This is a genomic window from Lysinibacillus sp. BPa_S21 (genome assembly GCF_023337795.1).
GTDB lineage: Bacteria > Bacillota > Bacilli > Bacillales_A > Planococcaceae > Lysinibacillus.
The window spans coordinates 40,678-65,637 of record NZ_JALIRS010000005.1; the positions used below are offsets into that span (position 1 = coordinate 40,678).

General features: G+C 38.5%; 26 protein-coding genes. All 26 read right to left on the reverse strand.

The genetic code is table 11. The features are described 5' to 3' along the window. Window positions 1-13 precede the first annotated feature (13 nt). On the reverse strand, window positions 14-1,111 hold the full coding sequence (locus MOK21_RS11675) for a prephenate dehydrogenase (RefSeq protein WP_249074133.1): 1,098 nt from the start codon (window positions 1,109-1,111) through the stop codon (window positions 14-16). After that, entirely contained in the window at window positions 1,108-2,208 is a 1,101-nt protein-coding gene (gene hisC, locus MOK21_RS11680; protein ID WP_249074134.1) for a histidinol-phosphate transaminase, read from the reverse strand. The genes MOK21_RS11675 and hisC overlap by 4 nt, the downstream gene beginning before the upstream one ends. A 17-nt stretch (window positions 2,209-2,225) precedes the next feature. Beyond that, window positions 2,226-2,594, reverse strand: coding sequence for a chorismate mutase (gene aroH / locus MOK21_RS11685; protein WP_249074135.1), 369 nt, complete (start codon window positions 2,592-2,594; stop codon window positions 2,226-2,228). Further along, a complete protein-coding gene (aroB, locus tag MOK21_RS11690) occupies window positions 2,591-3,682 on the reverse strand; it encodes a 3-dehydroquinate synthase (protein WP_249074136.1) in 1,092 nt (363 codons plus the stop codon). The genes aroH and aroB overlap by 4 nt, the downstream gene beginning before the upstream one ends. A gap of 3 nt (window positions 3,683-3,685) precedes the next feature. Next, on the reverse strand, window positions 3,686-4,867 hold the full coding sequence (gene aroC, locus MOK21_RS11695; RefSeq protein ID WP_249074137.1) for a chorismate synthase: 1,182 nt from the start codon (window positions 4,865-4,867) through the stop codon (window positions 3,686-3,688). A 343-nt stretch (window positions 4,868-5,210) separates the two neighbouring features. Beyond that, a complete protein-coding gene (locus tag MOK21_RS11700; protein WP_249074138.1) occupies window positions 5,211-5,981 on the reverse strand; it encodes a CheR family methyltransferase in 771 nt (256 codons plus the stop codon). Between the two features lie 84 nt (window positions 5,982-6,065). Beyond that, window positions 6,066-6,296, reverse strand: coding sequence for a hypothetical protein (locus MOK21_RS11705; protein ID WP_249074139.1), 231 nt, complete (start codon window positions 6,294-6,296; stop codon window positions 6,066-6,068). Between the two features lie 554 nt (window positions 6,297-6,850). Beyond that, on the reverse strand, window positions 6,851-8,476 hold the full coding sequence (locus tag MOK21_RS11710) for a long-chain fatty acid--CoA ligase (protein ID WP_249074140.1): 1,626 nt from the start codon (window positions 8,474-8,476) through the stop codon (window positions 6,851-6,853). A 219-nt stretch (window positions 8,477-8,695) separates the two neighbouring features. Further along, window positions 8,696-9,457: a 3-hydroxyacyl-CoA dehydrogenase gene (locus MOK21_RS11715; protein WP_249074141.1), complete on the reverse strand. Its 762-nt coding sequence runs from the start codon at window positions 9,455-9,457 to the stop codon at window positions 8,696-8,698. 15 nt (window positions 9,458-9,472) lie between these two features. After that, window positions 9,473-10,621: a thiolase family protein gene (locus tag MOK21_RS11720; protein WP_249074142.1), complete on the reverse strand. Its 1,149-nt coding sequence runs from the start codon at window positions 10,619-10,621 to the stop codon at window positions 9,473-9,475. A 334-nt stretch (window positions 10,622-10,955) separates the two neighbouring features. After that, window positions 10,956-11,282 carry a nucleoside triphosphate pyrophosphohydrolase gene (locus MOK21_RS11725; RefSeq protein ID WP_249074143.1) on the reverse strand — a complete coding sequence of 109 codons (327 nt, stop codon included), beginning with the start codon at window positions 11,280-11,282 and terminating at the stop codon, window positions 10,956-10,958. Window positions 11,283-11,537: 255 nt separating this feature from the next. Further along, window positions 11,538-11,891 carry a cyclic-phosphate processing receiver domain-containing protein gene (locus tag MOK21_RS11730; RefSeq protein WP_249074144.1) on the reverse strand — a complete coding sequence of 118 codons (354 nt, stop codon included), beginning with the start codon at window positions 11,889-11,891 and terminating at the stop codon, window positions 11,538-11,540. A 92-nt stretch (window positions 11,892-11,983) separates the two neighbouring features. After that, the gene (locus MOK21_RS11735) at window positions 11,984-12,361 is read right to left on the reverse strand and encodes a DUF3221 domain-containing protein (protein WP_249074145.1); all 378 of its coding nucleotides are present in this window, start codon (window positions 12,359-12,361) and stop codon (window positions 11,984-11,986) included. 478 nt (window positions 12,362-12,839) lie between these two features. Continuing rightward, on the reverse strand, window positions 12,840-13,256 hold the full coding sequence (gene ndk, locus MOK21_RS11740; protein ID WP_132359254.1) for a nucleoside-diphosphate kinase: 417 nt from the start codon (window positions 13,254-13,256) through the stop codon (window positions 12,840-12,842). 86 nt (window positions 13,257-13,342) lie between these two features. After that, a complete protein-coding gene (hepT, locus tag MOK21_RS11745; protein ID WP_249074146.1) occupies window positions 13,343-14,317 on the reverse strand; it encodes a heptaprenyl diphosphate synthase component II in 975 nt (324 codons plus the stop codon). Window positions 14,318-14,336: 19 nt separating this feature from the next. Continuing rightward, window positions 14,337-15,041, reverse strand: coding sequence for a demethylmenaquinone methyltransferase (locus MOK21_RS11750; protein WP_249074147.1), 705 nt, complete (start codon window positions 15,039-15,041; stop codon window positions 14,337-14,339). A 15-nt stretch (window positions 15,042-15,056) separates the two neighbouring features. Next, window positions 15,057-15,824 (reverse strand): heptaprenyl diphosphate synthase component 1, encoded by a 768-nt coding sequence (locus MOK21_RS11755; protein WP_249074148.1) that lies wholly within the window; start codon window positions 15,822-15,824, stop codon window positions 15,057-15,059. Window positions 15,825-16,219: 395 nt separating this feature from the next. Further along, window positions 16,220-16,438, reverse strand: a complete 219-nt coding sequence (gene mtrB / locus MOK21_RS11760; protein WP_049666799.1) for a trp RNA-binding attenuation protein MtrB — start codon at window positions 16,436-16,438, stop codon at window positions 16,220-16,222. Window positions 16,439-16,501: 63 nt separating this feature from the next. Continuing rightward, on the reverse strand, window positions 16,502-17,071 hold the full coding sequence (folE, locus tag MOK21_RS11765) for a GTP cyclohydrolase I FolE (protein ID WP_249074149.1): 570 nt from the start codon (window positions 17,069-17,071) through the stop codon (window positions 16,502-16,504). Between the two features lie 508 nt (window positions 17,072-17,579). Then, window positions 17,580-17,852: an HU family DNA-binding protein gene (locus MOK21_RS11770; protein ID WP_004232618.1), complete on the reverse strand. Its 273-nt coding sequence runs from the start codon at window positions 17,850-17,852 to the stop codon at window positions 17,580-17,582. Window positions 17,853-18,051: 199 nt separating this feature from the next. Next, window positions 18,052-19,530 carry a stage IV sporulation protein A gene (spoIVA, locus tag MOK21_RS11775; protein ID WP_249074150.1) on the reverse strand — a complete coding sequence of 493 codons (1,479 nt, stop codon included), beginning with the start codon at window positions 19,528-19,530 and terminating at the stop codon, window positions 18,052-18,054. 92 nt (window positions 19,531-19,622) lie between these two features. Then, window positions 19,623-20,414, reverse strand: a complete 792-nt coding sequence (locus MOK21_RS11780) for a hypothetical protein (RefSeq protein ID WP_249074151.1) — start codon at window positions 20,412-20,414, stop codon at window positions 19,623-19,625. 25 nt (window positions 20,415-20,439) lie between these two features. Beyond that, complete coding sequence (locus tag MOK21_RS11785; protein ID WP_249074152.1) at window positions 20,440-20,649, reverse strand: DUF2768 domain-containing protein; 210 nt, start codon at window positions 20,647-20,649, stop codon at window positions 20,440-20,442. Window positions 20,650-21,078: 429 nt separating this feature from the next. Then, window positions 21,079-22,095: an NAD(P)H-dependent glycerol-3-phosphate dehydrogenase gene (locus MOK21_RS11790; RefSeq protein WP_249074153.1), complete on the reverse strand. Its 1,017-nt coding sequence runs from the start codon at window positions 22,093-22,095 to the stop codon at window positions 21,079-21,081. A 168-nt stretch (window positions 22,096-22,263) separates the two neighbouring features. Further along, complete coding sequence (gene der, locus MOK21_RS11795; RefSeq protein WP_249074154.1) at window positions 22,264-23,574, reverse strand: ribosome biogenesis GTPase Der; 1,311 nt, start codon at window positions 23,572-23,574, stop codon at window positions 22,264-22,266. A gap of 231 nt (window positions 23,575-23,805) precedes the next feature. Continuing rightward, window positions 23,806-24,942, reverse strand: a complete 1,137-nt coding sequence (rpsA, locus tag MOK21_RS11800) for a 30S ribosomal protein S1 (RefSeq protein ID WP_249074155.1) — start codon at window positions 24,940-24,942, stop codon at window positions 23,806-23,808. Window positions 24,943-24,960 lie beyond the last annotated feature (18 nt).

A 24,960-nucleotide genomic window follows, 5' to 3' on the forward strand; every position in this document is an offset into this window, starting at 1 on the left:
TCTTTTAAACTATCTATGAAATATAGGTTTCATAATTAGCACGTTTTTGTATACACGCTGCTGCACGTTCACGGTCACTTTCACTTTGTAAACTAATAACAAGAATCCCGAAAACGTCTTCCCGCGACTCTACGATACGTAAATTCGTAATACTAATCGCTTCGTCTGCAAGTAAACCTGTCACTTCAGAAATAACCCCCGGATAGTCAGGAACGTCAACATATAAATCAAATGATGTGAACATGGCTCCTGCACTTATCGGTAATTCATCCCTTAGCTCTTTGGCCATCGCAAAGTATTGTTCAATGTCCTCTGAGCCACCATTTAAAAGCAGCTCCTTAACCCGACCCATTTCCTTTTCCCAGCCTTCTAGCTGTGCAATAAGCTCATCTCGATTTTGTAATGTTATATCTCGCCATAAAATCGGATTGGATGACGCAATACGCGTTACATCACGGAAGCCCCCAGCTGCAAGCGAACGTGTCATTGGGTACTCCCCATTTTCTCCGCCCAACTGATGCACAAGAGAAGCTGCCACAACATGTGGGAAGTGACTAACTACAGCTGTCATATGATCATGCTCTCGAGCTGATACACTAACAACCTTTGCATGTGTAAATTTTAATAGACTTTCAAGCTGTGCCATATTGACAATTTCTTCACCAGCAAGCGGTGTTAACATATAATAGGCATTTTCAAAAAGGTGAGCCTTTGCAGCTAAAACACCGCTTTTATGTGAGCCAGCCATTGGATGTCCTCCAATAAAGGTAATGCCTAACTCACGTAGTTCCCCAGCCTTTTGCATAATCATCTTCTTTGTACTACCTGTATCTGTTACGATTACTTTATTTTTTAACGGCCATGTTTTTAATTGTTCCATCCATTCAAGTGTTGCATTGACGGGTGTTCCAAAAATGATAACATCCGCGTCAGCTGCTGCTTCTTTTGGATCTGTCACAATATCATGAACAATATTTAACTCTTTCGCATGTTCACGTGTTTTCGGCTCCATATCATAGCCAATAATTTTTGTTTCTGGCGCTTTTTGTAATGCTAAGGCAATCGAGCCACCAATTAGGCCTAGCCCAATTACGAGCACGTTACGTGTCATGCAAAAACTCCTTGCTCTTTAAGGACGTCTTCAAGGTGACTTAACAGTGCTTCATTTTGAGCCTCAGTTCCGATTGTCACACGGATAAACCCAGGTAATCCTAACGCATTTCCGCTACGGATTATAAAGCCTCGTTTCATCAGCTCATTGAAAACTACATCACTATCAGCATTCGTATTAAAGAAAATAAAGTTCGTATCAGAAGGGAAGTATTTTAGATTATGTTTTTCGCAAAATTCAATATATTGTTTTTTACCTTTTTCATTTGCTTCACGGCAAGCTTTAATATATTCTTTATCGCTTAAAGCGATTGTCGCAACTGCTTGACTTAAAATTGTATTATTAAATGGCGCTCTAACTGGATCGAGTTTAGCAATTACGTCTGGTTGCGCAATTGCATAACCCACACGGAAAGAAGCGAGACCATATGCTTTTGAGAATGTACGCATTAATAGTACATTGGGAAACTCGTCAATTAAAGGTAGAGTATCTTTATGGCCAGGGTGCGTTACGTATTCGATATATGCTTCATCTAAAACTACTAACACATCTCTTGGTACCTTAGCTAAAAATGCACGCAATTCAACATCAGGTATCACAACACCTGTTGGATTATTTGGACTACAAACCCAAACGATCGAAGTGTTGTCATCAATTGCTGCTATCATAGCATTGAGATTATGTGCACCTTCGACACAAGGAACTTTACGTACCTCCGCGCCTTCTATTTCAGCATTGTGCCAGTATTGAGAGAAGGATGGGTCTGCCATCACTGTATTGACACCTGGATACAACAATGCACGAGTAATAATCGCAATAATATCGTCAGATCCGTTACCAAAAAGAAGCTGTGTTTCTTTGACACCTAGATGATTTGCAACAGCTGTACGTAAATTTTGTGCATAACCGTCTGGATAGATCGCATGATTTACAGAATTATTTTGTAAATAAGCAGTTACCTTAGGTGAGCACCCAAATGGGTTTTCATTAGATGCTAGTTTTACGACTTCTTGTAAACCATATTCACGTTGTACTTCTTCAATTGGTTTACCAGGCTTATATGCTTGCATACCGTCCAATTGTTGTTTCCATTTCATCTCAAACATCTCCTCTATTATTTAGCTTGGGCTAAATCTGGTCTTAATTTAACTGCATCATTGAGATACAAGTGTTTAACATCCTTTTGTGCCACTTCCACATTCGCATGTATTAATACACGAATACAAAGTGGCAATGCGTTCGGCACGTCCATTTCATGCGTACACATGACAGGTACATATTGCCACCCGTCCATTAATCGTACAGCACGTGCCGGAAATGCTGACGTAATATCAGGTGTTGTGGATATTAGTATGGAAGCAATATCATCAACTTCTACATGATTAGCTGCTACTACTTCACGCACTAATCTTGCTGTTTCATCCCATACAAGCTCTGGCTTGTCAGATTCAATTGTAATTGCTCCTCTTAGTCCACGAATCATACAAGCACCTCCGCTAATAGCTGTCGGAATTCAGCATCTACTTCTCTGCACTCTGCTAAATCAATTGGTCGCACGAAAGGCTTACCAATTTTATCCAACAACACAAATTGTAAAATACCATATTCCGCTTTTTTATCTTTCATTAAATACTCTGTTAACTGTTCAAAGGAATATTCTTTCACAGCTTCAAATGGATAACCATTCTTCACTGCAAATTGTAAAAATGCTGACGTGAAGTTACGGTCTAATTCACCGTATCGTTCACTTAATAATAAACAATAAACAAGCCCAATCATGACAGCCTCGCCATGTGCCACTTTTCCATAACCAGCTGCAGCTTCAATGGCATGCCCATAAGTATGACCTAAATTTAAAAATTTCCGCACAGATTGCTCCGTTTCATCCTCTGCTACGATTTGCGCTTTTACTTCAATTCCTTTTCTAAGTTGCTCCGCTAATTCTTCTGTAGTGAAATGAATAACTGTTTCTGCAGCCATTAATTCCTCTAACCACGCTGCATTAGAAATCATCGCATGCTTGATCACTTCTGCTGTTCCTGAACGTACTTCGCGTTCAGATAAGCTCTCGATAAATACAGTATCGTAAATAACTCCCTCGGGCTGATAAAACGCACCAATCATATTTTTACCTAGTGGATGGTTAATAGCTGTTTTACCGCCTACTGCTGAGTCATGTGCTAAAATCGTCGTTGGGATTTGAATAAACGGTACTCCACGCATATAAGTGGCTGCAACAAAGCCTGTTAAATCACCTACAGCTCCCCCACCAAATGCAAAAATAAAAGATTTGCGTGAGCATTTTTGTTCAAGTAAAAATGTTTGTGCCGCATAGTATTGTTCAAAGGTTTTACATGCCTCACCACCTGGTAAGATGAAAATCTCAAAATGATAAGGGAAATTCGCCTTAAAATAATCGCCTTGCGCCGCCCACACATTAGCATCCGTAAAAACAATGAGCTTATCAGCTTTTTGAAGCTTAGCATCAAATACTTTTACTGCTTCAGCTAAAAAATTATGACCAAGGATAACCTCATATTGATGTGATCTCGTCGCTACTGGTACTCGCATAAATTAGAACTCCTTTGTATAACGACGATGTTCGTCGATTTGAGCTTTGAGTTGAGGTAATTGATCGCTATGGAATTGTTCCATTATTGCATTCGCTATTTCCCAGGCAATAACGTGCTCAGCAACAACTGATGCTGCTGGTACCGCACAGCTATCCGAGCGCTCTACACTAGCTTTAAATGGCTCTTTCGATTCAATATCAACACTTTGCAACGGTTTATATAATGTAGGGATTGGTTTCATGACACCTCTTACGACAATAGGCATTCCAGTAGACATTCCACCTTCTAAACCACCAAGTCGATTTGTTGCACGTGTATAGCCTTCTTCCTCTGACCAAATGATTTCATCATGTACTTCAGAGCCTTTACGCCGTGCCATTTCAAAACCAATTCCAAACTCAACACCTTTAAATGCATTGATAGATAACATAGCAGCGGCTAATTTCGAATCTAACTTACGGTCATAATGAGTATATGAACCTACACCAGCTGGTACTCCTTCAACGATGACTTCGACAACGCCACCAATTGAGTCACCCGCTTTTTTTGCTTCATCAATTGCCTCCACCATTTTTGCAGATGCCTCTGGGTCAACACAATAGCAAGGATCTGACTCTACAATGGCACGAATTTCATCAACAGATTTTCCTTCCACTAAGGAAGTGTCTGCCTTAATACCAACGATTTCTGTTACATGTGCCACTATAGAAATGCCTAATTCATTTAATAACGCTTTTGCAACTGAACCCACTGCTACACGAACAGTTGTCTCACGCGCAGAGGAACGCTCTAATACATTTCGTAAATCACGGTGTCCGTATTTCATGCCACCTACCAAATCTGCATGTCCAGGACGTGGACGTGAAATTTGACGTTTAATCTCTTCAGGATTCACATCTTCCGCTAACGGTTCTGCTCCCATAATCTTTGTCCAGTGCTTCCAGTCATCATTTGTAACAACGAGTGCTACGGGAGAACCAAGTGTTTGGCCATGACGAACACCAGCGACTATTTCCACTGTATCCGTTTCGATTTGCATACGGCGACCGCGCCCATGCCCTCCTTGACGACGTTTTAAATCATGGTTAATTTTTTCTACTGTAATTGGTAAGAGCGACGGTAAGCCCTCTATAATTGTTGTTAATTGAGGTCCATGTGACTCTCCGGCTGTTAAGTAACGCATAAACACTTTCTCCCTTCAACTCGCTAAAGTATGTATTTTTCACTATAACATATATTCTCTAAAAAAACAGTCCTTTTGCAATTGTCTTTTAAGACTCATTTTAAATCATTCGCAAATTCCGAACTGTTCCAGCAAATTCATTTTCAAATTAGAATATTCTGAACGATTTACATAGAAAAAGATCTTCATTAATTATTAATCTTCATCAATCTAACTAATAAAAAATACGCTTTTGCTTATGGCAAAGCGAAAAGCGTACGATTCATCTATGTCTAAAGCCTAAAAAATTATGTACATGACATTCATATTGTCTACTGTACGAATGCTTTTCTCATATTATTAACTAGTTCCTTCTATAGAAAAATGTATCCTCAACTTCAAACTCATAACGAGATGGATTAAAAATTTGCTCTGTTGATCCAACAAATAAAATTCCATCTTTCCGCAATGCTTTGCTAAAATTAGTATAAATCTGATCTTTCGCTTCTTCAGTGAAATAAATCATCACATTGCGGCAAACAATTAAATCATAATTAGAATCGTAATGGTCCTTAAGTAAATTATGCTTCTTAAAAGTCACACAACGTTTAATCTCATCTTTGACCCTATAAAAAGAACCTTCTTGCTCAAAATACTTAGCTTTAATATCACTCGGCACTTCTGCTAAGGAGCGCTCTGGATACACACCCAATTTCGCCTTTTGAATGACATTTTCATCTAAATCAGTAGCAATGATTTGAATTTGGGATAATGGCACTAATTGCGATAATACCATGACTAAAGAATAAGGTTCTTCACCCGTTGAACAAGCAGCACTCCAAATTTTCAAACGTTTATTAGATTGCAGTAATTTCGGAAATATTTTTTTCTGCAAAACTTCCCAACGCTTCCCATTACGATAAAATTCAGAAACATTGATAGTCATGCGATCTAAAAACTCATTCATTAAGTCACGATCTTGTTCAAGTGCCTTTAGAAAGTCCACAAAATGACGATATCCCTTTTTCTCATACAGAGATGTTAATCGTCTTTTCATTTGCGCTTCTTTATATAGCGCTAAATCTATTCCTGTTTTGCGCTTTATACCTTCTATAAACTGTTCATAATCAGACATGCAGTCTTCTTCCCCTCTAGCGTCGTATTTCCATTATAGCGGAAAAGTGCCATTCCTGAAATAGCCTTTCACATGTAATCCAAGTTACTTAGTTGAGTTTTGCTTTTCCTCTAATAATAACACTTTGGATTGTTCTAATTCTAGACGTAATTTTTCTGTTTCCATCGTATACGTTTCTAATCTTAGCTTCTCTAACTCTACTTCCTTCTCTATAGCCTTTAATTTAATTTTTTGTTTTTTTGTATGTGTATCTGTAAAAATACCTGCTAAAGCAATAACTATTCCTCCAATTATTGCAACTATCGCAATTGACAATACGTCCACATCCTTTCATTAATAATGATTATACGGTGAAATGGAAAAAATAGTTTCATTTTTCTTATCATTCTTTCATTATTTCGGCAAAAATATTCCATTGATTCTGTTGGTTCTTCACCAAAATATCATTTACTGCACATTCGATTCTTATCATGCAAAAGGTTGATTTCCGTTCCGACTGGGCGCTTTCCTGGGGGCGTCCGATGAGCCGCTTCGCTGCGCTCCAGGGTCTCGGGCCAACAGGATGTTGGTCACGAAGGCGTTATCACAGGATGTGATGGTTTTAGCCTTCGTTCCCCTATCGCTTATCCCCAAGGAGTCGCCCAGTCGTAACGAAGATCAACTTATAACATGCATACGTTTTAACTAATATTACGCCTAACTTTTAGCGATAAAACCAAAAAGTTAAGTCCATACTAAAATCTATTCTTAATTAGTATTGTTTGTAAGAAAAAATTATATGGACCACGTTCATGGAAAGGGTCCCACCGATTCCATTTTTTCGCATAAAAAATGAAGGTAGTTAGTTACCACCTCCATTTTCTAGTCCCCTAAACCTCTACTCGATATTCCTTTAAATCTTCTCGCAATTTTACCTTCATGAATTTTCCTACAGAAGTTTTCGGTATCTCATTTAAAAATACAACGTCATCAGGAATCCATGTTTTATGGAATTGCGATCGTAAATCATCTAGTAGCTCTGCTTTCGTAATGGAATCTTGGAATTCAGGCTTTGGTACAACGCACGCTAGTGGTCGTTCAATCCATTTCTCGTGAGGAATTGCTATAACAGCAGCCTCAAACACTTTAGGGTGTGACATCAAAGCATTTTCAAGCTCTACGGAAGAAATCCATTCTCCACCGCTTTTAATTAAATCCTTTGTACGATCTGTGATTTTGATATAACCATCTACTGTCATTACTGCAATATCACCAGTGTAAAGCCAGCCATCTTTAAAGGCTTCCTTTGTTCGTTCATCGTTATAATACTCTGCAGCAATCCACGGGCCCCTAATTGTCAATTCGCCCATAGTTTTGCCATCCCAAGGGACTTCTCCGTTTTCATTAACTACGCGTGTTTCAATGAGCGGCACTGTTATTCCCTGTGTAATACGAACATCCATTTTTTCATCCATCGTATAATCTTGCATATGTGTTAAATACGTCGATACGCTAACAAGTGGCGATGTCTCAGTCATACCATAGCCCGTCATGTAAGGAATTTTAAGGTCCCCCTCGAAGCCACGAACTAGACCGAGCGGCGATGCTGAACCACCACATACTATCAACCGCATTGAAGACAGATCACGTGGATTTTTGCGTTGCTCCTGTAATACCCCAAGCCAAATTGTAGGTACTCCTGCAGTCAACGTTACCTTATATTTTTCAAATAAATCAAGGAGAAGCTGTGGTGTAAACATTGGCCCTGGAAGCACCTGTGTAGCACCAAATAATACACCAGCGAACGGAAATCCCCACGCATTCGCGTGGAACATTGGTACAACAGGAAGTAAAACATCAGTCTCACCTATTGCAATACTATCAGAGAGTCCCGCAGCCATAGTATGGAGGACAATGCTACGATGCGTATACACTACACCCTTTGGCATTCCTGTAGTTGCACTTGTATAGCACATGCCAGCAGGTATATTTTCATCTAGATCATCTGGAAATCTAAAATCATCTTTCGCCTCTTCAAGTAACGCCTCATAAGAAAGAGCATTCGGTAATGGCATGTTTTCTAGTTCGACCGCATCCCCCATGACGATAAAATGCTTAACCGATTTTAATTGTGAGACAATCGGTGCAATGAGTGGAACTAAGTTATCATCAATTAGTAAAATTTCATCTTCTGCGTGATTAATAACATAAGCGATATGCTCAGGTGCTAATCGAATATTTATCATATGCAATACAGCTCCCGCACATGGTACTGCAAAATATGCTTCTAAATGGCGGTGATGATTCCAAGCGAAGGTACCTACCTTCATCCCCCTCTGCATCCCCAGCTTAGTAAGAGCATCCGCTAGTTTACGAGTGCGTTTTACATATTCTTTATATGTAAACTCGTGAATTGTTGTAGGGCTTGTCCGCGAATATATTTTTTTCGCATGAAAAAATCGTTCTGCTCGATCCAAAAAACTTGTTAATAATAAAGGCGTATCCATCATGTGCATAACAACACTCCCCTTTGTTTATAAAAATTTTGAATCGTCCAAGGCTGACTGCTACTACTAAAAATCACATACGAAACAAGCTCGTTTTTCGGCTCGATATCCGCAGACAAGGACCTTTTAACTTCAGAGCTTCACGAGTCGTAATCACTGGAAGATCACCTTAGCTTTCGCTCATTCTCTTAGCTCTGTGTAAATCTAGTACACACCTTCGTTTTACCCTTACTTCGGCTGCATACGAATGGCGCCGTCCAAGCGGATTACTTCACCATTTAATAAGCCATTTTTGATAATACTTTCGACCAGTAGCGCATATTCAGCTGGTTTCCCAAGCCGTTTAGGGAATGGAGTCATCTGGGCAAGTGCGGTTCTTGCCGGCTCTGGTAGCGATGCAAACATTGGTGTTTCTACTAACCCTGGGGCAATCGTCATAACACGTACACCAATTTCAGCAAGCTCTCTTGCAATCGGCAATGTCATTGCCGCTACACCTCCTTTTGACGCACTATATGCCGCTTGTCCTATTTGCCCATCAAACGCTGCCACAGATGCAGTATTAATAATAACGCCACGCTGACCATCCTCGTTCGGCTCATTAAGTTGCATCTTCTCAGCTGCAAGGCGAATAACATTGAAAGTACCAATCAAATTCACAGAAATCACCTTTTCAAATAAATTAAGGGCATGTACACCGCGCTTTGAAAGTACTTTACTGGCATCAGCAATTCCTGCACAATTCACTGTGACGTTAATGAACCCAAATTTCGCTATTGCTTGCTCAAGCCCTGCCGCTACATCCGCTTCTTTTGTAACATCAACACGTGCATATTGGACATTCTCCCCTAACTCCTCTACTAGTGCATGTCCTCGCTCGTCATTAAGATCAAAAATGACTGCTTTGCCACCCTCTGCAACAATTTTACGAACAGTCGCCTCTCCTAAACCAGAGGCTCCCCCAGTAACAACTGCTATTACTTCATTCATCAAACACAACCCCTTTTACATTTTTTCAATAATCGTGGCATTTGCCATCCCCATACCTTCACAAATTGCAAGTAAGCCATAACGCAAATTTTCACGTTCCATTCGGTACAGCATCGTTGTTAACAGCTTTGTACCTGTCGCTCCTAATGGATGCCCCAAAGCAATTGCTCCTCCATCTGGATTTAATCTATTTGGATCTGCTCCAATTTCATGCAACCAAACAAGTGGTACTGGCGCAAAAGCTTCATTCACTTCATACGTATCAATGTCCTCTATCGTAAGACCTGAACGTTCTAGTACTTGTCTAGTTGCCTCAATCGGACCAGTTAGCATTAACGTCGGATCTGAGCCAACGACTACCCTAGTAACAATTTTAGCAAGTGGTTGGATGCCAAGCTCCTGGGCCTTTTCTAAAGACATTATCACTACCGCTGAGGCACCATCACTCATTTGACTTGCATTACCGGCTGTAATCACACCATCTTCCTTAAAAATGGTTTTAAGCCCATTTAATTTATCAACTGTTGTTTCTGCCCGAGGTCCTTCATCAACAGAAAACGTTGTCACTGCGCCGTCTTCTTGCGTAACTTGGACAGGCAATATTTCTTTTTGAAAACGGCCCGCCTCTATTGCAGCTAATGCTCGTCTATGACTGTTGTAAGCATAGTTATTTAGCTGATCCTTGGACAAACGCCACTTTTCCGCTATTTTCTCTGCGGATACCCCTTGATGTATAATTGTATAGTTATCTTGTAAACGTTCCCCCGCGTGGGCACCCTTCATGTTAGACCCCATTGGTACCCTCGTCATACTCTCAACGCCACCAGCAATCACAATGTCCATATCGCCTGCTAAAATCGCTTGTGCTGCAAAGTGCACAGCCTGCTGACTCGAGCCACATTGACGATCGATTGTCACTCCTGGAACACTTTCCGGAAAGCCTGCCATTAATAATGCGGTACGAGCTATATTTGCTCCCTGTTCAGCAGTTTGCGTTACACAGCCAAAAATAACATCCTCTACCTGATCCTTTTGTATGCCTGCTCGTTGTACCACTTCGTGCAGTACATCTGCCGCTAAGTCATCTGCTCGAACGTTACTTAACGCCCCTTTACTCCTGCCAACTGCTGTACGAACAGCTGATACAATTACCACTTCTCTCATAAAAAAACCCCTTTGCTCTGGCATCTCTCTCTTTTCCTATCATCCAATTTATTTAGATGTTATGAAATATATTCATGACTATTACGCTATCCAAAGTCCTAATAGTCAGAATATTACATCTTCAATTTTACATGACTATGAAGTATTTAACAATAGTGCCAGGCTTCTACCTGTCCCTAAAAATCCTGAGCATTAAAAAAAGCAATCTCAAATTAAATTGAAATTGCTTAGGCTATCTATTTTGCGTATTAAACTAAATCTTCACCGAAGAATAAGCCAATTTCACGCTCAGCATAAACTCACAAATAAGTAATTATTCATCATTGAAAATAGGTTATTTATCCTCTACATCAATTAAATAAATCACCTTATCAAACCCACCACGTTTAGCCATCTTCTGCTCACGAATCGCTTCTAGTTCTTCATAACTTACACCTAACGCACTGATAGCTGTATGTACTAATTCTAAAATATCCGCTAATTCTTCAACACTCTCCTGAACGTTAGCTGCCCCATGAAACTCTTTTGCTTCTTCAATCATTTTTGCCTTTACCTCTACTAGAAGCTCCGGTGGTTCTAAAACCCTTGCATTATACTTTAATCCATCCGCTTCAATAATCTCTAAAATTTTATCCCGTACTAACTTATTATAAACAGGCATTGTCATTCTCCTATATATCGGAATATTTATTTACCCTCATTGTACTATATTACTAATTAATTCGTAGCTCTTTTCATTTGCTACCCATAGAAAAAGGTACTTACATGAACTCTCAGTAAGCACCTAACTACTTATCTCAATACACATTTTACCCAAGACTATTTTGACAATGGTTTATACAGGTCACTTTTTATATAGAGATGTACGATAGCGGAGAATAAAGTACAAGAGAAATTATCACTACTGTAGGTATTATCACTTTTTACTTACAGTATATTTATTCGGAACTTTAGGATAATGATATAGCTTTTCAATCTGAATAATGTTGTGTCGAACCGCTCCTTTTAATGTTTCGTACATATTTTCACGCCCAACAGGATTGTCAGTATGTATATATACCGTGTTAATACTAATACCTTCATTGCAAATCCATTTAACTAAATCATATCCATTTTTCAACTCTACTTCGTTTTCATCACATCCTAAATCATGATCTAAACTTATTAATTTTACGTTGCCTGTTAAAAGATATTTTACAGCTTCTTCAAATGTTCTAGCACCGACAAACCCTTTTGGAATATCTCGTAAATCATCTACATAAAGCCACATATTTTAACCCCCTTAAAAATAGTTTTAATCGAATGTCCTATTCCAAACTGCAAGATGTCTTTAAGGCGTAATTTGGAATTATAGACTTTTGGTCACAGTTTTTCTATACGAATAACTTTGATTTTTGCTGGATTTGACTCCAAAATTTCAGAATACCAAATCCTCACTTTATCTCCACTTTTAATTCCTTTCATAGACAGTTTCAAATCATTATTTAAAATTGAAACTGATTCAAATTTATTTGAGTACATGAGATTTTCGCTAGAGAAATTCTCTATATCTGATTGTTGAACGTCCTTTCCTTGAATAAAATAGACTATTCCTTCATGCATTACTATATAGCCAATTTCACTTTCAGTATTTTCTTTACTAGATAATAGCTGGCTAACATTACCTACAAACCATAAAACAACAAGAAAAAGTAACAATAAGACCATGTTGGTAATAGGTTTGGGGATACTGTTCTTCATTCAAATCACCATCTTATATATTTAGTTATTTTCATATTGAATAAAATTTAACGTTTTTAAATGTACATAATATACCAAATACTTTGCTCACCTCTATTCTACAATATAAAACAATGTACTACTTCACAAAGAGAATATACATGGCAATAGTTTTAGCTGCTTTATAATTTTATACATTGTTTACAAATAGTTATTTGCAAAATCCCGAATTTTGTAATAACAACATTTAAAGCATGTTCAATTTTTATATTTCGGCTATCCATATCTAAAAAGAATCAATTTTCTATTGGGTTATTAATTTTTCGTTTGATAGTAAATAAATCTAAATCAATGTTTGAATTAACTTTATTAAATGATTTAGACAAACAAAAAACCTCCTAACATTTTTTGTTAGAAGGTAAAAGTTACATCGGAAAATAGATGATTTTTTTATTTAGTTCTCGTAGTTATTTTCACTACTCTATTTAGCTGAAAGAAATTAAACTAAATCTTCACCGAAGAATAGGCCGATTTCACGCTCAGCAGAAGCAAGTGAATCAGAACCGTGAATGATGTTGTGAGAAACAGTTGTTGCATAGTCACCACGGATTGTACCTGGGTTAGATTCTTCAGGTTTAGTTGCTCCCATCATTGTACGAGCAAGTTTGATTACGTTTTCGCCTTCCCATACCATAGCGAATACAGGACCAGAAGTGATGAAATCAACTAATTCACCAAAGAATGGACGCTCAGCATGCTCAGCATAGTGCTTTTCTGCTAATTCTGTTGGAATTACCATTAATTTAGCACCTTTCAATACAAAACCGCGACGTTCAAAACGATCTACGATATCTCCTACTACTTGACGTTCTACGCCATCAGGCTTAACCATTAAAAAAGTTTTTTCGATTGCCATGTTTAAAACACTCCTTAAATTCGTATAACAGGTTTTACACCTACCGATAAATATTAACAAAAAATGAGCCTTTGTACAACAAAAAGCTAGAATTTACGTTTGCCCATAAATAGAGCGACATCACGTAGTTTTTTCTTGACAGGATGTTTTGGTAATGCATCTATCTCTTGCAAAGCCTTTTTCAAATATTTATCACTCATTTTATTAGCTTGCTCAATCGCGTCGGATTTACGCACATACTGCAGCATATTTTGACGTTCTCTTTCCGTCAACGTACCTGCAAATACTTTTACCAAGTAAGGTTGCATGTTAGGATCATCTTTTAACATAAGAATCGGTAATGTAATATTACCTTGTAGTAAATCACTACCTGCTGGCTTCCCTAATTCTTTATCTGTTGCCATAATATCTAAAACATCATCGATAATTTGGAAACTCATGCCCACAAAATAGCCGAAGCGTTTCAAATGTCTCACTGTCTTGGGATCGACACCTGCTGCCACTGCACCAAGTTCACAACTAGAAGAAATCAGTAAGGCCGTTTTTCGTTTGATGCGTCTAAAATAATCCTTTAATCCTTGATCTAATCTAAATTTATCTTCGATTTGAATGACTTCACCGTTACAAATTTCCACCATTGTACGTGCTAAAATTTGATGAACTAATGGGTCTTCAAGCTTTGTAATATATTCAAGTGCACGCGCAAAAATAAAATCGCCCGTGTACATTGCAACTCTATTATTCCATTGTGATTTGACAGTCGGGCGTCCTCTTCGCATATTGGAATCATCAATTACATCATCATGCACAAGTGATGCCATATGAATAAGCTCTACTGGCACGGCTACATCTTTCATCTTTTCGATGTCATATTCGCCAAATTTCGCGCCAAGCAACACAAAAATTGGTCGTATCCGTTTGCCACCAGCTTGCAATAAATGGAGAGAAGCATCATTGATCAAACATGAAGAAGAGTTCACAGCCTTTTCTAATTCTTGTTCAATGATTTCGATATCTGATTTCAAATCGGAATAGAGTAGTTTTAACTTCATCTTTTCCACGTGTGAAAACCTTCCCCCATTAACGTACTTTTTTAAAGCCCATATGCATTGCCGCAGCACCGCCACTGTATGCTTTATACGTTACTTTTTCTAAACCTGCCTGCTCAAACATTGCCGCTAACTTCTTCATACCTGGGAAATCATTTGCTGATTCCTGTAGCCAAGAATATTCTTTATAGCTTTTTGCAAATATTTTACCAAATATCGGCATTATATATTTAAAATAAAAACGGAATAATTGTCGATAGCCTGGAATTTCAGATTGAGATGTTTCTAAACAAACAACCATTCCCCCTGGTTTTACAACACGATTCATTTCCTTTAAAACTTGTAAATAATCCGGTACATTGCGCAGTCCAAAACCAATTGTTATATAATCAAATGTATTGTCTGGGAAAGGTAACTCCATCGCATTTCCATGTATTAGTTCAATTTGTGGGTAAGGCTTTACCTTTTCCTCGCCAACCTTTAGCATGTTTTTACTGAAGTCTAGCCCCTTTACTTCTCCGCCTTCACCAACTGCCTCGGCTAATGCAATTGTCCAATCTGCCGTACCACAGCATACATCTAGTGCCTTCGCTCCAGGTTTTACTGCCATGTGCTTCATCGTATCATTGCGCCAGCCAACATGCATTTGGAAACTAATAACACCATTCATTTTGTCATAGTTTTCCGAAATACTTTCAAATACTTCGTGCACGTGCTCTTCTTTCGTTTTAGCCATTTTGAAAAACCTCTCTTATCCATTAGTAGAAGCAATGGATGCCTCTACACGTGCTTGCAGAGCTTGTTTAACATCACTTTGTAAAAACGATGCTTCTTCTATCACCTGTAACAGCTCTGTTTTTAATTGCACAATTTTGTCCTGTATGACGTTGCTATAGGTCGCTCCAGCATACCTTGCACTTTCTTCAAGAACCTTACTCATTAAAGATACTTGCCCACGTTGATAGGTCGCCAATTCTCTTTCTAAACGCAAGATTAATAAGCTCTTATCCATAATTGGAATATAATTACTAAACGAATAGAGCTCGAAAAATTTTGAGATTAGTCCTGATTCAATGTTAGTTATTGAGGCAAACCATTGTTCGATTGATCGCTTTTCTGCCTCATATACTTTAATTTGGTGTTCACAACGTGCCACAATACCTTGCGACAAGCTTCGGATCAATGCGACATTTCCCGACATCGCTAAAATCTCATAATAACGGCCACTATAAAAGTCTCCAGCTAAAACGGTTAGCTGCTGTTCTTTGGATGTGGCGTTTAATTCTTTAATATGGTCGTGCGCCGCTAAGGCTGCGTACACAATTCCAACAGTAATTGCAGCTTCTCTTTCCTCTTGCTGCCACTCTTCCCCATTTAAAAAGGGCACTAACAAGTAAAATAATTGATTTTCATCGAGCACAGGCAACCCTGTGTATTTTTGCAAAGTTCTATGACGAACATCCATGAAAATCTCTGTTTTTAGTTGTGCAATTGAATTTTGAATGTATGTTGCATTCATAGACCTTACTCCATTTCAATTTCAAATACGTTAGTCACTTCATGACCTAACGCTTGCTTACTGTGTCATTATAGCATACGCGACGATTCGGAATAAAAAATTTTTGCTTTATTCATCATGATAGGCAGTAGAGCTTCCCCGTTAAAAAACGGAAAAATCCAACTGCCTATCAATTATGCCTCGGCATAATTGCGTCCGGAGGCTTTAACTTCTTTCAGCATTCATCTCAACGCCTAGAAAGGTGGAAGACATTTGTAGCTGGCTACAAAAACACTGGCTGAAAGAAGTTAAAATCGGAGTGAAAACATTACTAAGTTTTACACATCTAATCGATTTATATGTGCCATCACTAATTTGCATAGACATAAAGCACTTTTGTAAAGTAATTTCTCACACTACTTCTTTGCTTCGCTATTTATAACACCATGAGCTGTATGAATCTGTGCTTTCCCACGAATTTTCATGGCAGATGTATGTTCGGTAAATTGAGCAATCATAACTTCACCTGCATCTAATTTTTCAGAATGATGGAACTTTGTATCTGTACCTCGTGTTAAACCGATTACGTGCACGCCATCTTCCTCAGCTTGAATAACAATATAATCTTGTGCCATTGTCTGTACACTCCTTAAATCCGAAAAATTCTTAGTCCATCATAACATAATTAGACATACAATTTAAGACATTTGAATAAATGATAAAACTTCTCTACGTTTTACTTCATCTTCTAAGTAAATACCACGCGCCACCGATGTCACAGTTTTAGAACCTGGTTTCTTAAGTCCTCGCATAGTCATGCACATATGCTCCGCCTCAATGACTACATAAACACCTTTAGGAGAGAGCATTTCCATAATTGTCTCCGCTACAGAAGAAGTAATACGTTCCTGCAATTGCGGACGACGTGCAATGGTTTCTACTGCACGTCCTAATTTACTTAGTCCAGCAACAATGCCATCGTTTGGTATGTAAGCAACATGAGCTTTCCCGTAAAAAGGCACTAAATGATGCTCACACATCGAATAAAACGGAATGTCCTTCACAAGTACTAATTCCTCATGGTCTTCATGAAACACGGTTTTAAAATAATCTTTTGCATCTTCGTGTAAGCCACTAAACATTTCTGCATACATTTTTGCTACACGTTTCGGCGTATCGAGTAAACCTTCACGATTTACATCTTCGCCTACCGCCTCTAAAATCATTTTTACTGCTTCTTCTATTTTCAATAAATCAACATTCGACATCCGTAAAAACCCTCCTGCGTATCAATACATTACACATTTCCTTAAGCATCGTAGCATATCCAAAAGGTAAGCGCAAAACGACTTACTTGAATCAAAAGAAATTCAACTCTTTATGAGCAAAATAGCCACTTATTGCTTTCTAATTAGGAGCTTATATTTAAATTCGTGGCTCACATTATTTCGTATGGTTGATTTCCGTTCCAGCTGGTGAGGTCCTTGCTCATTCAATCAACAAAATATAGCGCAATTTTTAGTGATGGCCTTTATATGTGCATATGATATTACATTCCATATACTTTCGTTTATAGCATCTTTCTATGTACGACTAACTTATATAGCTATCTGCGCAACTTTTCGTAGTGAAGATCCATTATATCTCAGCATAATTGCGCCGCCAAAATATTGGTAACTGTCGTTTCACTTTCGTTACAACAACTGAAAAAGTTAAAAAGAGCAGCCTTCATGTTCATTTACATGAAGACTGCTCTATGTAACTACTAGACGTGTATTATTTTACAGCATCTTTAAGCGCTTTACCTGGTTTGAAAGCAGGTACCTTGCTAGCAGCGATTTCGATTTCTTTACCAGTTTGTGGGTTACGACCTTTACGAGCCGCACGTTCACGTACTTCAAAGTTACCAAAACCAATTAATTGTACTTTGTCACCCTTTGCAAGAGCATCTTGAATTGTATCAAATACAGCTTCAACTGCTTTAGAAGCGTCTTTTTTTGAAAGACCTGCAGCTTCAGCAACAGAGTTTACTAATTCTGTTTTATTCACACCATTCACCTCCTCTCAAAGGGTCATGAACCAATTCTGTAAAAAGAGTAACACATAGAAAACCGCTACGCAACTGTATTCATACATGATTATAACCAAAAAATGCGTTTTTCACCCAAAAAACAAAAATAACAGGACTTTTCGCATAAAAACGAAAAGTCCTGTGGTAATTTTTTGTGCTTTATTTTTCATTTTTTCACTACAAAATAAATGTAACTAATCCTCTGTCACCCTCGTTCACCATACGTTCAATTGTTTGTCGCATACGTTTTTTGGCTGTAGATGGTACAGCATCCATTTTGTAGCGTATCCCTTCTTTTAACACTTCATGTAGCGGCGTTCCAAAAAGTTGTGTATTCCATAAAGCTTCACGATCATGTAAATAAGCATGATTTAAATCCTTAAGTAATTGTTGACTATGGAATTCAGAGCCAATTAGTGGCGCGAATTCTGATTCCATATCTACTCGAATGATATGATATGATGGCGCTTTTGCCTTCATACGAACACCATAAAAATTATTTTGTTTAATGAGCTCTGGTGCTGTTGGCTCAAACTCCTGCATCATCGGCAATGTCACACCGTAACCGTTCGAATCTGCTTCACTAATAGCAGTTTTAAAGCGTTTTTGCGCTTCTTTTGCTTCCGCTGCCTCTTTAATAAAGAGTAGCCAATCTCGCTTCGTCTCAATCGGCTCATCTAGCCATTCATTGCAAACTGACTTATAAAGCTCACTTTGTAATGACACTCGGATGACGGCGGTCCCAATACCAGCATCCACATGTACCACTTCACTCTGGTCAATAAAATCAATGGCTTTAAAGGCATCTGACGCTTGCTGTACATCTCTAATTTTCATAATAGATGATAGCACTTCTTCCATCGAATCGATTAATGCAACGTTCAATGGGTGTGATGCATCTAAAACATCTAACCAATCTGGTTTTTCCACTTCTATTGTCCGAATTGGAAATTCAAATAATGCTTCTTGCAAAATATACTGAATATCAGATGCTCGCATTTGATCAATAGAAGTAGCAATAACTGGAACATTATATCGCTCAAATAGCTCATTTCGAAGCTGTACCGTTTCTTCTCGTGCCGGCATTTGGCAATTCAATACAATAACGAATGGTTTTCCAATATCCATTAATTGTTCTACAATTTCTTCTTCAGCCTTCTCTGCCGCACGACGGCTTATACCATTTACCGTGCCATCTGTCGTTACAACAATTCCAATATTGGCATGATCACGAATTACTTTATCTGTGCCTATTTTCGCCGCTTCTTGGAAAGGGATAGGCTCTGTATGCCAAGGTGTGTGCACATATTTTGGCCCATTTTCATCCTCATAGCCTTTTGTCCCTTCAATGATATAACCAACGCAGTCTGCTAAACGAATTTGGAACGTCATTTCATCGTCACCAACCGCAATACGTGTTGCTTGTGCAGGCACAAACTTCGGCTCAGCAGTCATAATGACTGGCCCCGGCGAGCTTTGTGGCAACTCGTCTTGCGCACGCATTCTTTCTGTTTCGTCCACAATATTTGGTAACACGACCGATTCCATAACCTTTTTTACAAATGTTGATTTACCTACACGTACTGGACCGACAACACCAATATAAACATCGCCATTTGTGCGCTCTGCAATTTCTCTAAATACTGCTTCACTCAAGGTTTCTGCCTCCTTTATCTACGCTTTTTCACTATATGCGAGCGAATAGATAAATATGAAAAGCTCCTCACAAATGTAAGGAGCTTTATTGACTACTCTTTTTTAGTTTTGGATTCAGACTCTTGAATTGCTTTTTCCTTAGCTTTTTCTCTAGCTTTTTTTGCATCACTATTATATTCGTCCATAAAATAAATTGGCTCACCTTTTTCATCTACTGTATACGGTATAGAATAAGCCGGTACTACTGGATATTTATCGACAAGTAGGAGTCGAATATCATCTCCTGGCTTCACATCTGGCTTGTCTTCTTTTAGTAGTTGACCTAAATCAATAGAATAGTCGACATGCATTTCGCCATCGCCTGTCATAAATATTGGTAATTCAGCACCAGAATAAGGGCTTTTCACAGTAACATCGTTTTTATAGCCTAATTTTTCAAAATCAATTTGGTATACATTATCGGAAGTTGCATCCTTTATAGGCAAATACTGAGTAGAAAGTTTACGAATATTTATTTCACGAATTCGCTCTGCAGCATTTAAGTCCACCAATTTTACTTTAGCTTCTTTCTCTGGATCCCAAATAATATACTGGAATATTCCACCCTTTTCATAGGCATTTCCAGGAATTTGCGCGAGATATTTTGGCATTAGTTTTTCAAAATCAATTAAATATTTTATATATATATCTGTATCTAGCTCGCTATTTTTAATAGGAACTAGTCCACCAGTTGCTTCTCGGTATTCATCAACCGCACGCTGAACCGCAGCTAATTGATCAGCATCAGGCACTAATTTTGCCCTTTTTTCGTCTTCTGGATATGCACAACCTACTAAAAGTACCGCGGTTACAATTACCAAAAGAAAAGCACTTAGTTTTTTCACGTCACTTTCACCTCATCATTTTTTATCATGGCCATGTGGCAATAATTAGTACCATTAAAAATGTGCCTAGCCCAAACAGTATGTATGCCATTAAATTTACAATTGTACGTAAAAAAACGTTCGAAATCTTATGACGAGCTAAGAAGATTAAACCAACAGATACAATCAAAAAGCCGATACAATAAAATGATACCCACATTATATCAAGCGCTGGCAAATGTGCTAACGGACCCATTCAAGACAACCACCTTTCTTCGACATCACAAAACAATCAAACTATATTATACTATGTGCATTCGTTAAAATGAAATAGTTGTCCAGTAACTAGCAATCTATTATGCCTCGGCACAATTCGCCAAAGGCTTTAGGCCAACGTGATGTTGGTCAGTCTTGTATTGCTATCGCTTCGCTTTCGCACAGATAAATTGCTACAGGACGTGGTATTCTCCTCTATTTCGGCTCCCGCTGAAAAGTAACTTCATTCCGCATCATACCAGCAACCATAGAGGTAAGGAACTTCTTCTGAAAGTTGTTAAATTGACAATCCGCTATTGCTTATTCAACTGAAAACGCAATAAGGCATCTCAGTTATCAACTGAGATACCCTATTTATGTCCATTCTATGACAAATCTAATCAAATAGATCCGGTATGTTCCATTAATTTTAGTATATCATGTCATCGATTTCACGCTTTTTCATACGCATCATTAATGCATCAACCGCTACTTTCGGTTCAACATCACTAAATAAAACACTATAAAGCTCCGTTGTTATAGGCATAGCAACCTCATTTTTCTCCGCTAATTGATAGGCAGCTTTTGTTGTGCGTACCCCTTCAACAACCATGCCCATTTGGTCTAATACCTCTGGCAGTTTCATTCCTTGTCCCAGTAAATTACCTGCACGCCAGTTTCGAGAGTGCACACTTGTACATGTTACAATTAAGTCCCCCATGCCTGTAAGTCCAGAGAATGTAAATGGATTCCCACCCATTTTAACACCAAGACGTGAAATCTCAGCCAATCCTCGCGTAATAAGTGCCGCTTTGGCATTATCACCATAATTTAAGCCGTCTGAAATACCTGCAGCTAATGCGATTACGTTTTTTAATGCCCCGCCTATTTCTACGCCGATCACATCTTTGCTTGTATAAACACGGAAAAATTGATTCATAAATAAATCCTGAACTTTTTCTGCGGCTTCAATGCTTGCACAAGCGGCTGTAACAGTTGTCGGGTGGTGTAAAACAACTTCCTCTGCATGACTTGGGCCTGAAAGGACTACAATTTCTTCAACAAATTCAGCTGGTAAACTTTCTTCTAAAATTTCTGAAATTCGTTTTAATGTATCGGGCTCAATCCCTTTCGATACATGAACAAACAGTACTTTTTTATCGAGTAATGCTATCATTTTTTCACATACTTCTCGAATAGCCTTTGTAGGCACGGCTACGACAATTGTCTCCGAATGAGCAACTGCCTCAGCAATATCACTTGTTGCATACAAATTTGCCGGTAGTACCGTTTCAGGTAAATACTTCTTATTCGTATGCAAGTTGTTAATTTCGTCTGCTTGATCAGTTCGATGAGTCCATAAAAGTGTATCATGTCCATTTTCTGCAAGTACCATCGCGAGCGCTGTACCCCACGAACCTGCCCCTAACACACAAATCTTTTCCATTCAAAATCCTCCCTTGTTAAGAAAAAAACGCTAGAGAAAAGCTTACATAAGAAAACCTTTCAAAGCAATCTTCTAGTAGACATTTGGAAAATTATACTTTCCTCTCTTGTAAAAAGACGCCACCCAACAATTATAGTCGGGCTGGCGTATTGTATGTGTATATTTTTCCTAAGCACGAGCACGGGAAATTAAACGAATTGGCGTTCCTTCAAAATCAAATGTTTCTCGAATTCGATTTTCTAAAAATCGTTCATAAGAGAAATGCATTAGCTCTGGTTCATTGACAAACACCACAAACGTCGGTGGCTGTATCGCAACTTGAGTAGCATAGTAGATGCGAAGACGACGACCTTTATCAGCTGGTGCTGGGTTACGTGCCACAGCATCCTCAATAACCTCATTAAGGATAGATGATTGAATTCGCATGGCATGGTTTTCACTTACGCGCTGTATAATCGGTAAAATTTGATGAACACGTTGCTTTGTATTGGCTGAAACAAAAATAATTGGTGCGTAGTCTAAGAATAAGAAATGCTCACGAATTTGTTGTGTAAAGACGTTCATTGTTTTTTCATCTTTTTCAATTGCATCCCATTTATTCACTACAATAACAATCGCTTTTCCTGCTTCATGTGCATAACCCGCAATTTTTTTATCCTGCTCTTGGATGCCTTCTTCTGCGTTTAGAACGACTAAAACAACATCAGAGCGTTCGATTGCACGTAGCGCACGCAATACAGAATATTTCTCTGTCGTTTCGTACACTTTCCCTTTTTTACGCATACCTGCAGTATCAATAATGACATATTCCTGATCATCATACTCATAAGGCGTGTCAATCGCATCTCGAGTAGTACCTGCGATATTACTAACAATAACACGGTCTTGGCCTAAAAATGCATTTACTAACGAAGATTTCCCCACATTTGGACGACCAATTAACGAGAATTTAATGACCTCGTCACCATATTGATCTTCATCCTCCTTAGGGAAATGCTTTGCACATTCATCCAATAAATCCCCTAAGCCTAAACCGTGAGAACCAGAAATTGGCCAAGGCTCACCAAAGCCAAGCGCATAGAAATCATAAATCATCTCGCGCATGTCCGGGTTATCAATTTTATTCACTGCTAAAACGACCGGTTTTTTTGTTTTGTATAAAATTTTTGCTACTTGCTCATCGGCAGCTGTTACACCTTCACGACCATTTGTCATAAAAATAATAACGTCCGCCTCATCAATGGCAATCTCTGCTTGTTGACGAATTTGCTCTAAAAACGGCTCGTCCCCAATCTCAATACCGCCTGTATCAATAATATTAAAATCATGTGCTAACCACTCTGCCGAACTATAAATACGGTCGCGTGTAACGCCTGGAATATCTTCCACAATCGATACACGTTCTCCAACGATACGATTAAAAATCGTCGACTTACCTACGTTCGGACGACCTACGATGGCTACTACTGGTTTCGTCATCTGTACTTCATCCTTCCAACTTCTTGTCTTTCGCTATTATACACGAAAAATGCCATTATATCATATCATATCCATTAAGGAGCGCGCTATGTACTGTTCTATCCATCCACTTGGAAATTTTTATATCATTTCGTCACTTCTATTTGATTTTTTCCACTATCCGTCGCTTTTAACACTCTTCTTCAATCCATAAAAAAGCGAGGACACAAACTGTATCCTCGCTTGTCTAGTCTATTTAAAATTTTTCAGTTTATCGCCAATAACATCACCGAATGAGAAACCTGTGTTTTCTTCAGGTAATTCATAGTCAACTACTTCCTCAGCCTCAGGATTTTCAAGTAAATCCTTAATGCTTAATGCTAAGCGGCCATCTTCAGCATTTACGTCAAGTACTTTTACCTGTACCTCTTGCCCTTCTTTTAGAGCTTCGTGCGGCGTGTTAATATGCTTATGCGCGATTTGCGAAATATGCACTAAACCTTCTACACCTGGGAAAACTTCCACAAATGCTCCAAATGAAGTTAGACGTTTTACTTTTCCATCTAGCACTGTACCTTTAGCTGCACGCTCTTCGATATGCGACCAAGGACCAGGAATCGTTTCCTTAATGGATAGCGAAATACGCTCATTTTCAGGGTCTACAGAAAGGACTTTAACCTTCACCTCTTGTCCCTCTGATAAAACCTCGCTCACATCACTTACATGCTCATGAGACACCTGCGAAATATGCACAAGGCCATCAATACCACCAAGGTCAATAAATGCACCAAATGATGCGATACGCTGTACTTTACCATCTAAAACATCACCCGTTTTAATATGGTTAATCACATCTTTCTTTTGAGAAGCTTTTTCAGCTTCCACTACAGCACGATGTGATAAAATTAAGCGATTTTTTTCTTTATCAAGTTCAACAATTTTAAAGCTAAGTGATTTGCCTTTATAGTCTTCAAAATCATCAACAAAGTAGTCTTCTACTAGGGATGCTGGAACGAAGCCACGTACTCCTAAATCAACGACAAGACCACCTTTAACAATATCTTTTACTTCAGCTTCAAAAACTTCCTCAGCGTTGAATTGTTGTTCAAGTGAATCCCATGCTTTTAAAGCATCTACTTTCCGTTTTGATAATACATAGTTTTCTTCTTCAACTTTTGTAATCATCAACTCCAACTCATCTCCAACAGAGATTACGTCAGACGCTTTTTCAATGTGTAAGCTTGATAATTCACTGATAGGCACAATACCATCATACGGTGCACCTGGAATTGAAACAGTTACCGCTTTTTCATCAACTTGCTCAGCAATACCTTTGACGATATCACCTTCGTTAAATGTTTGTTCTGCATAGTTCATTTCTTCAGACATATGTAACCCTCCTTCGCA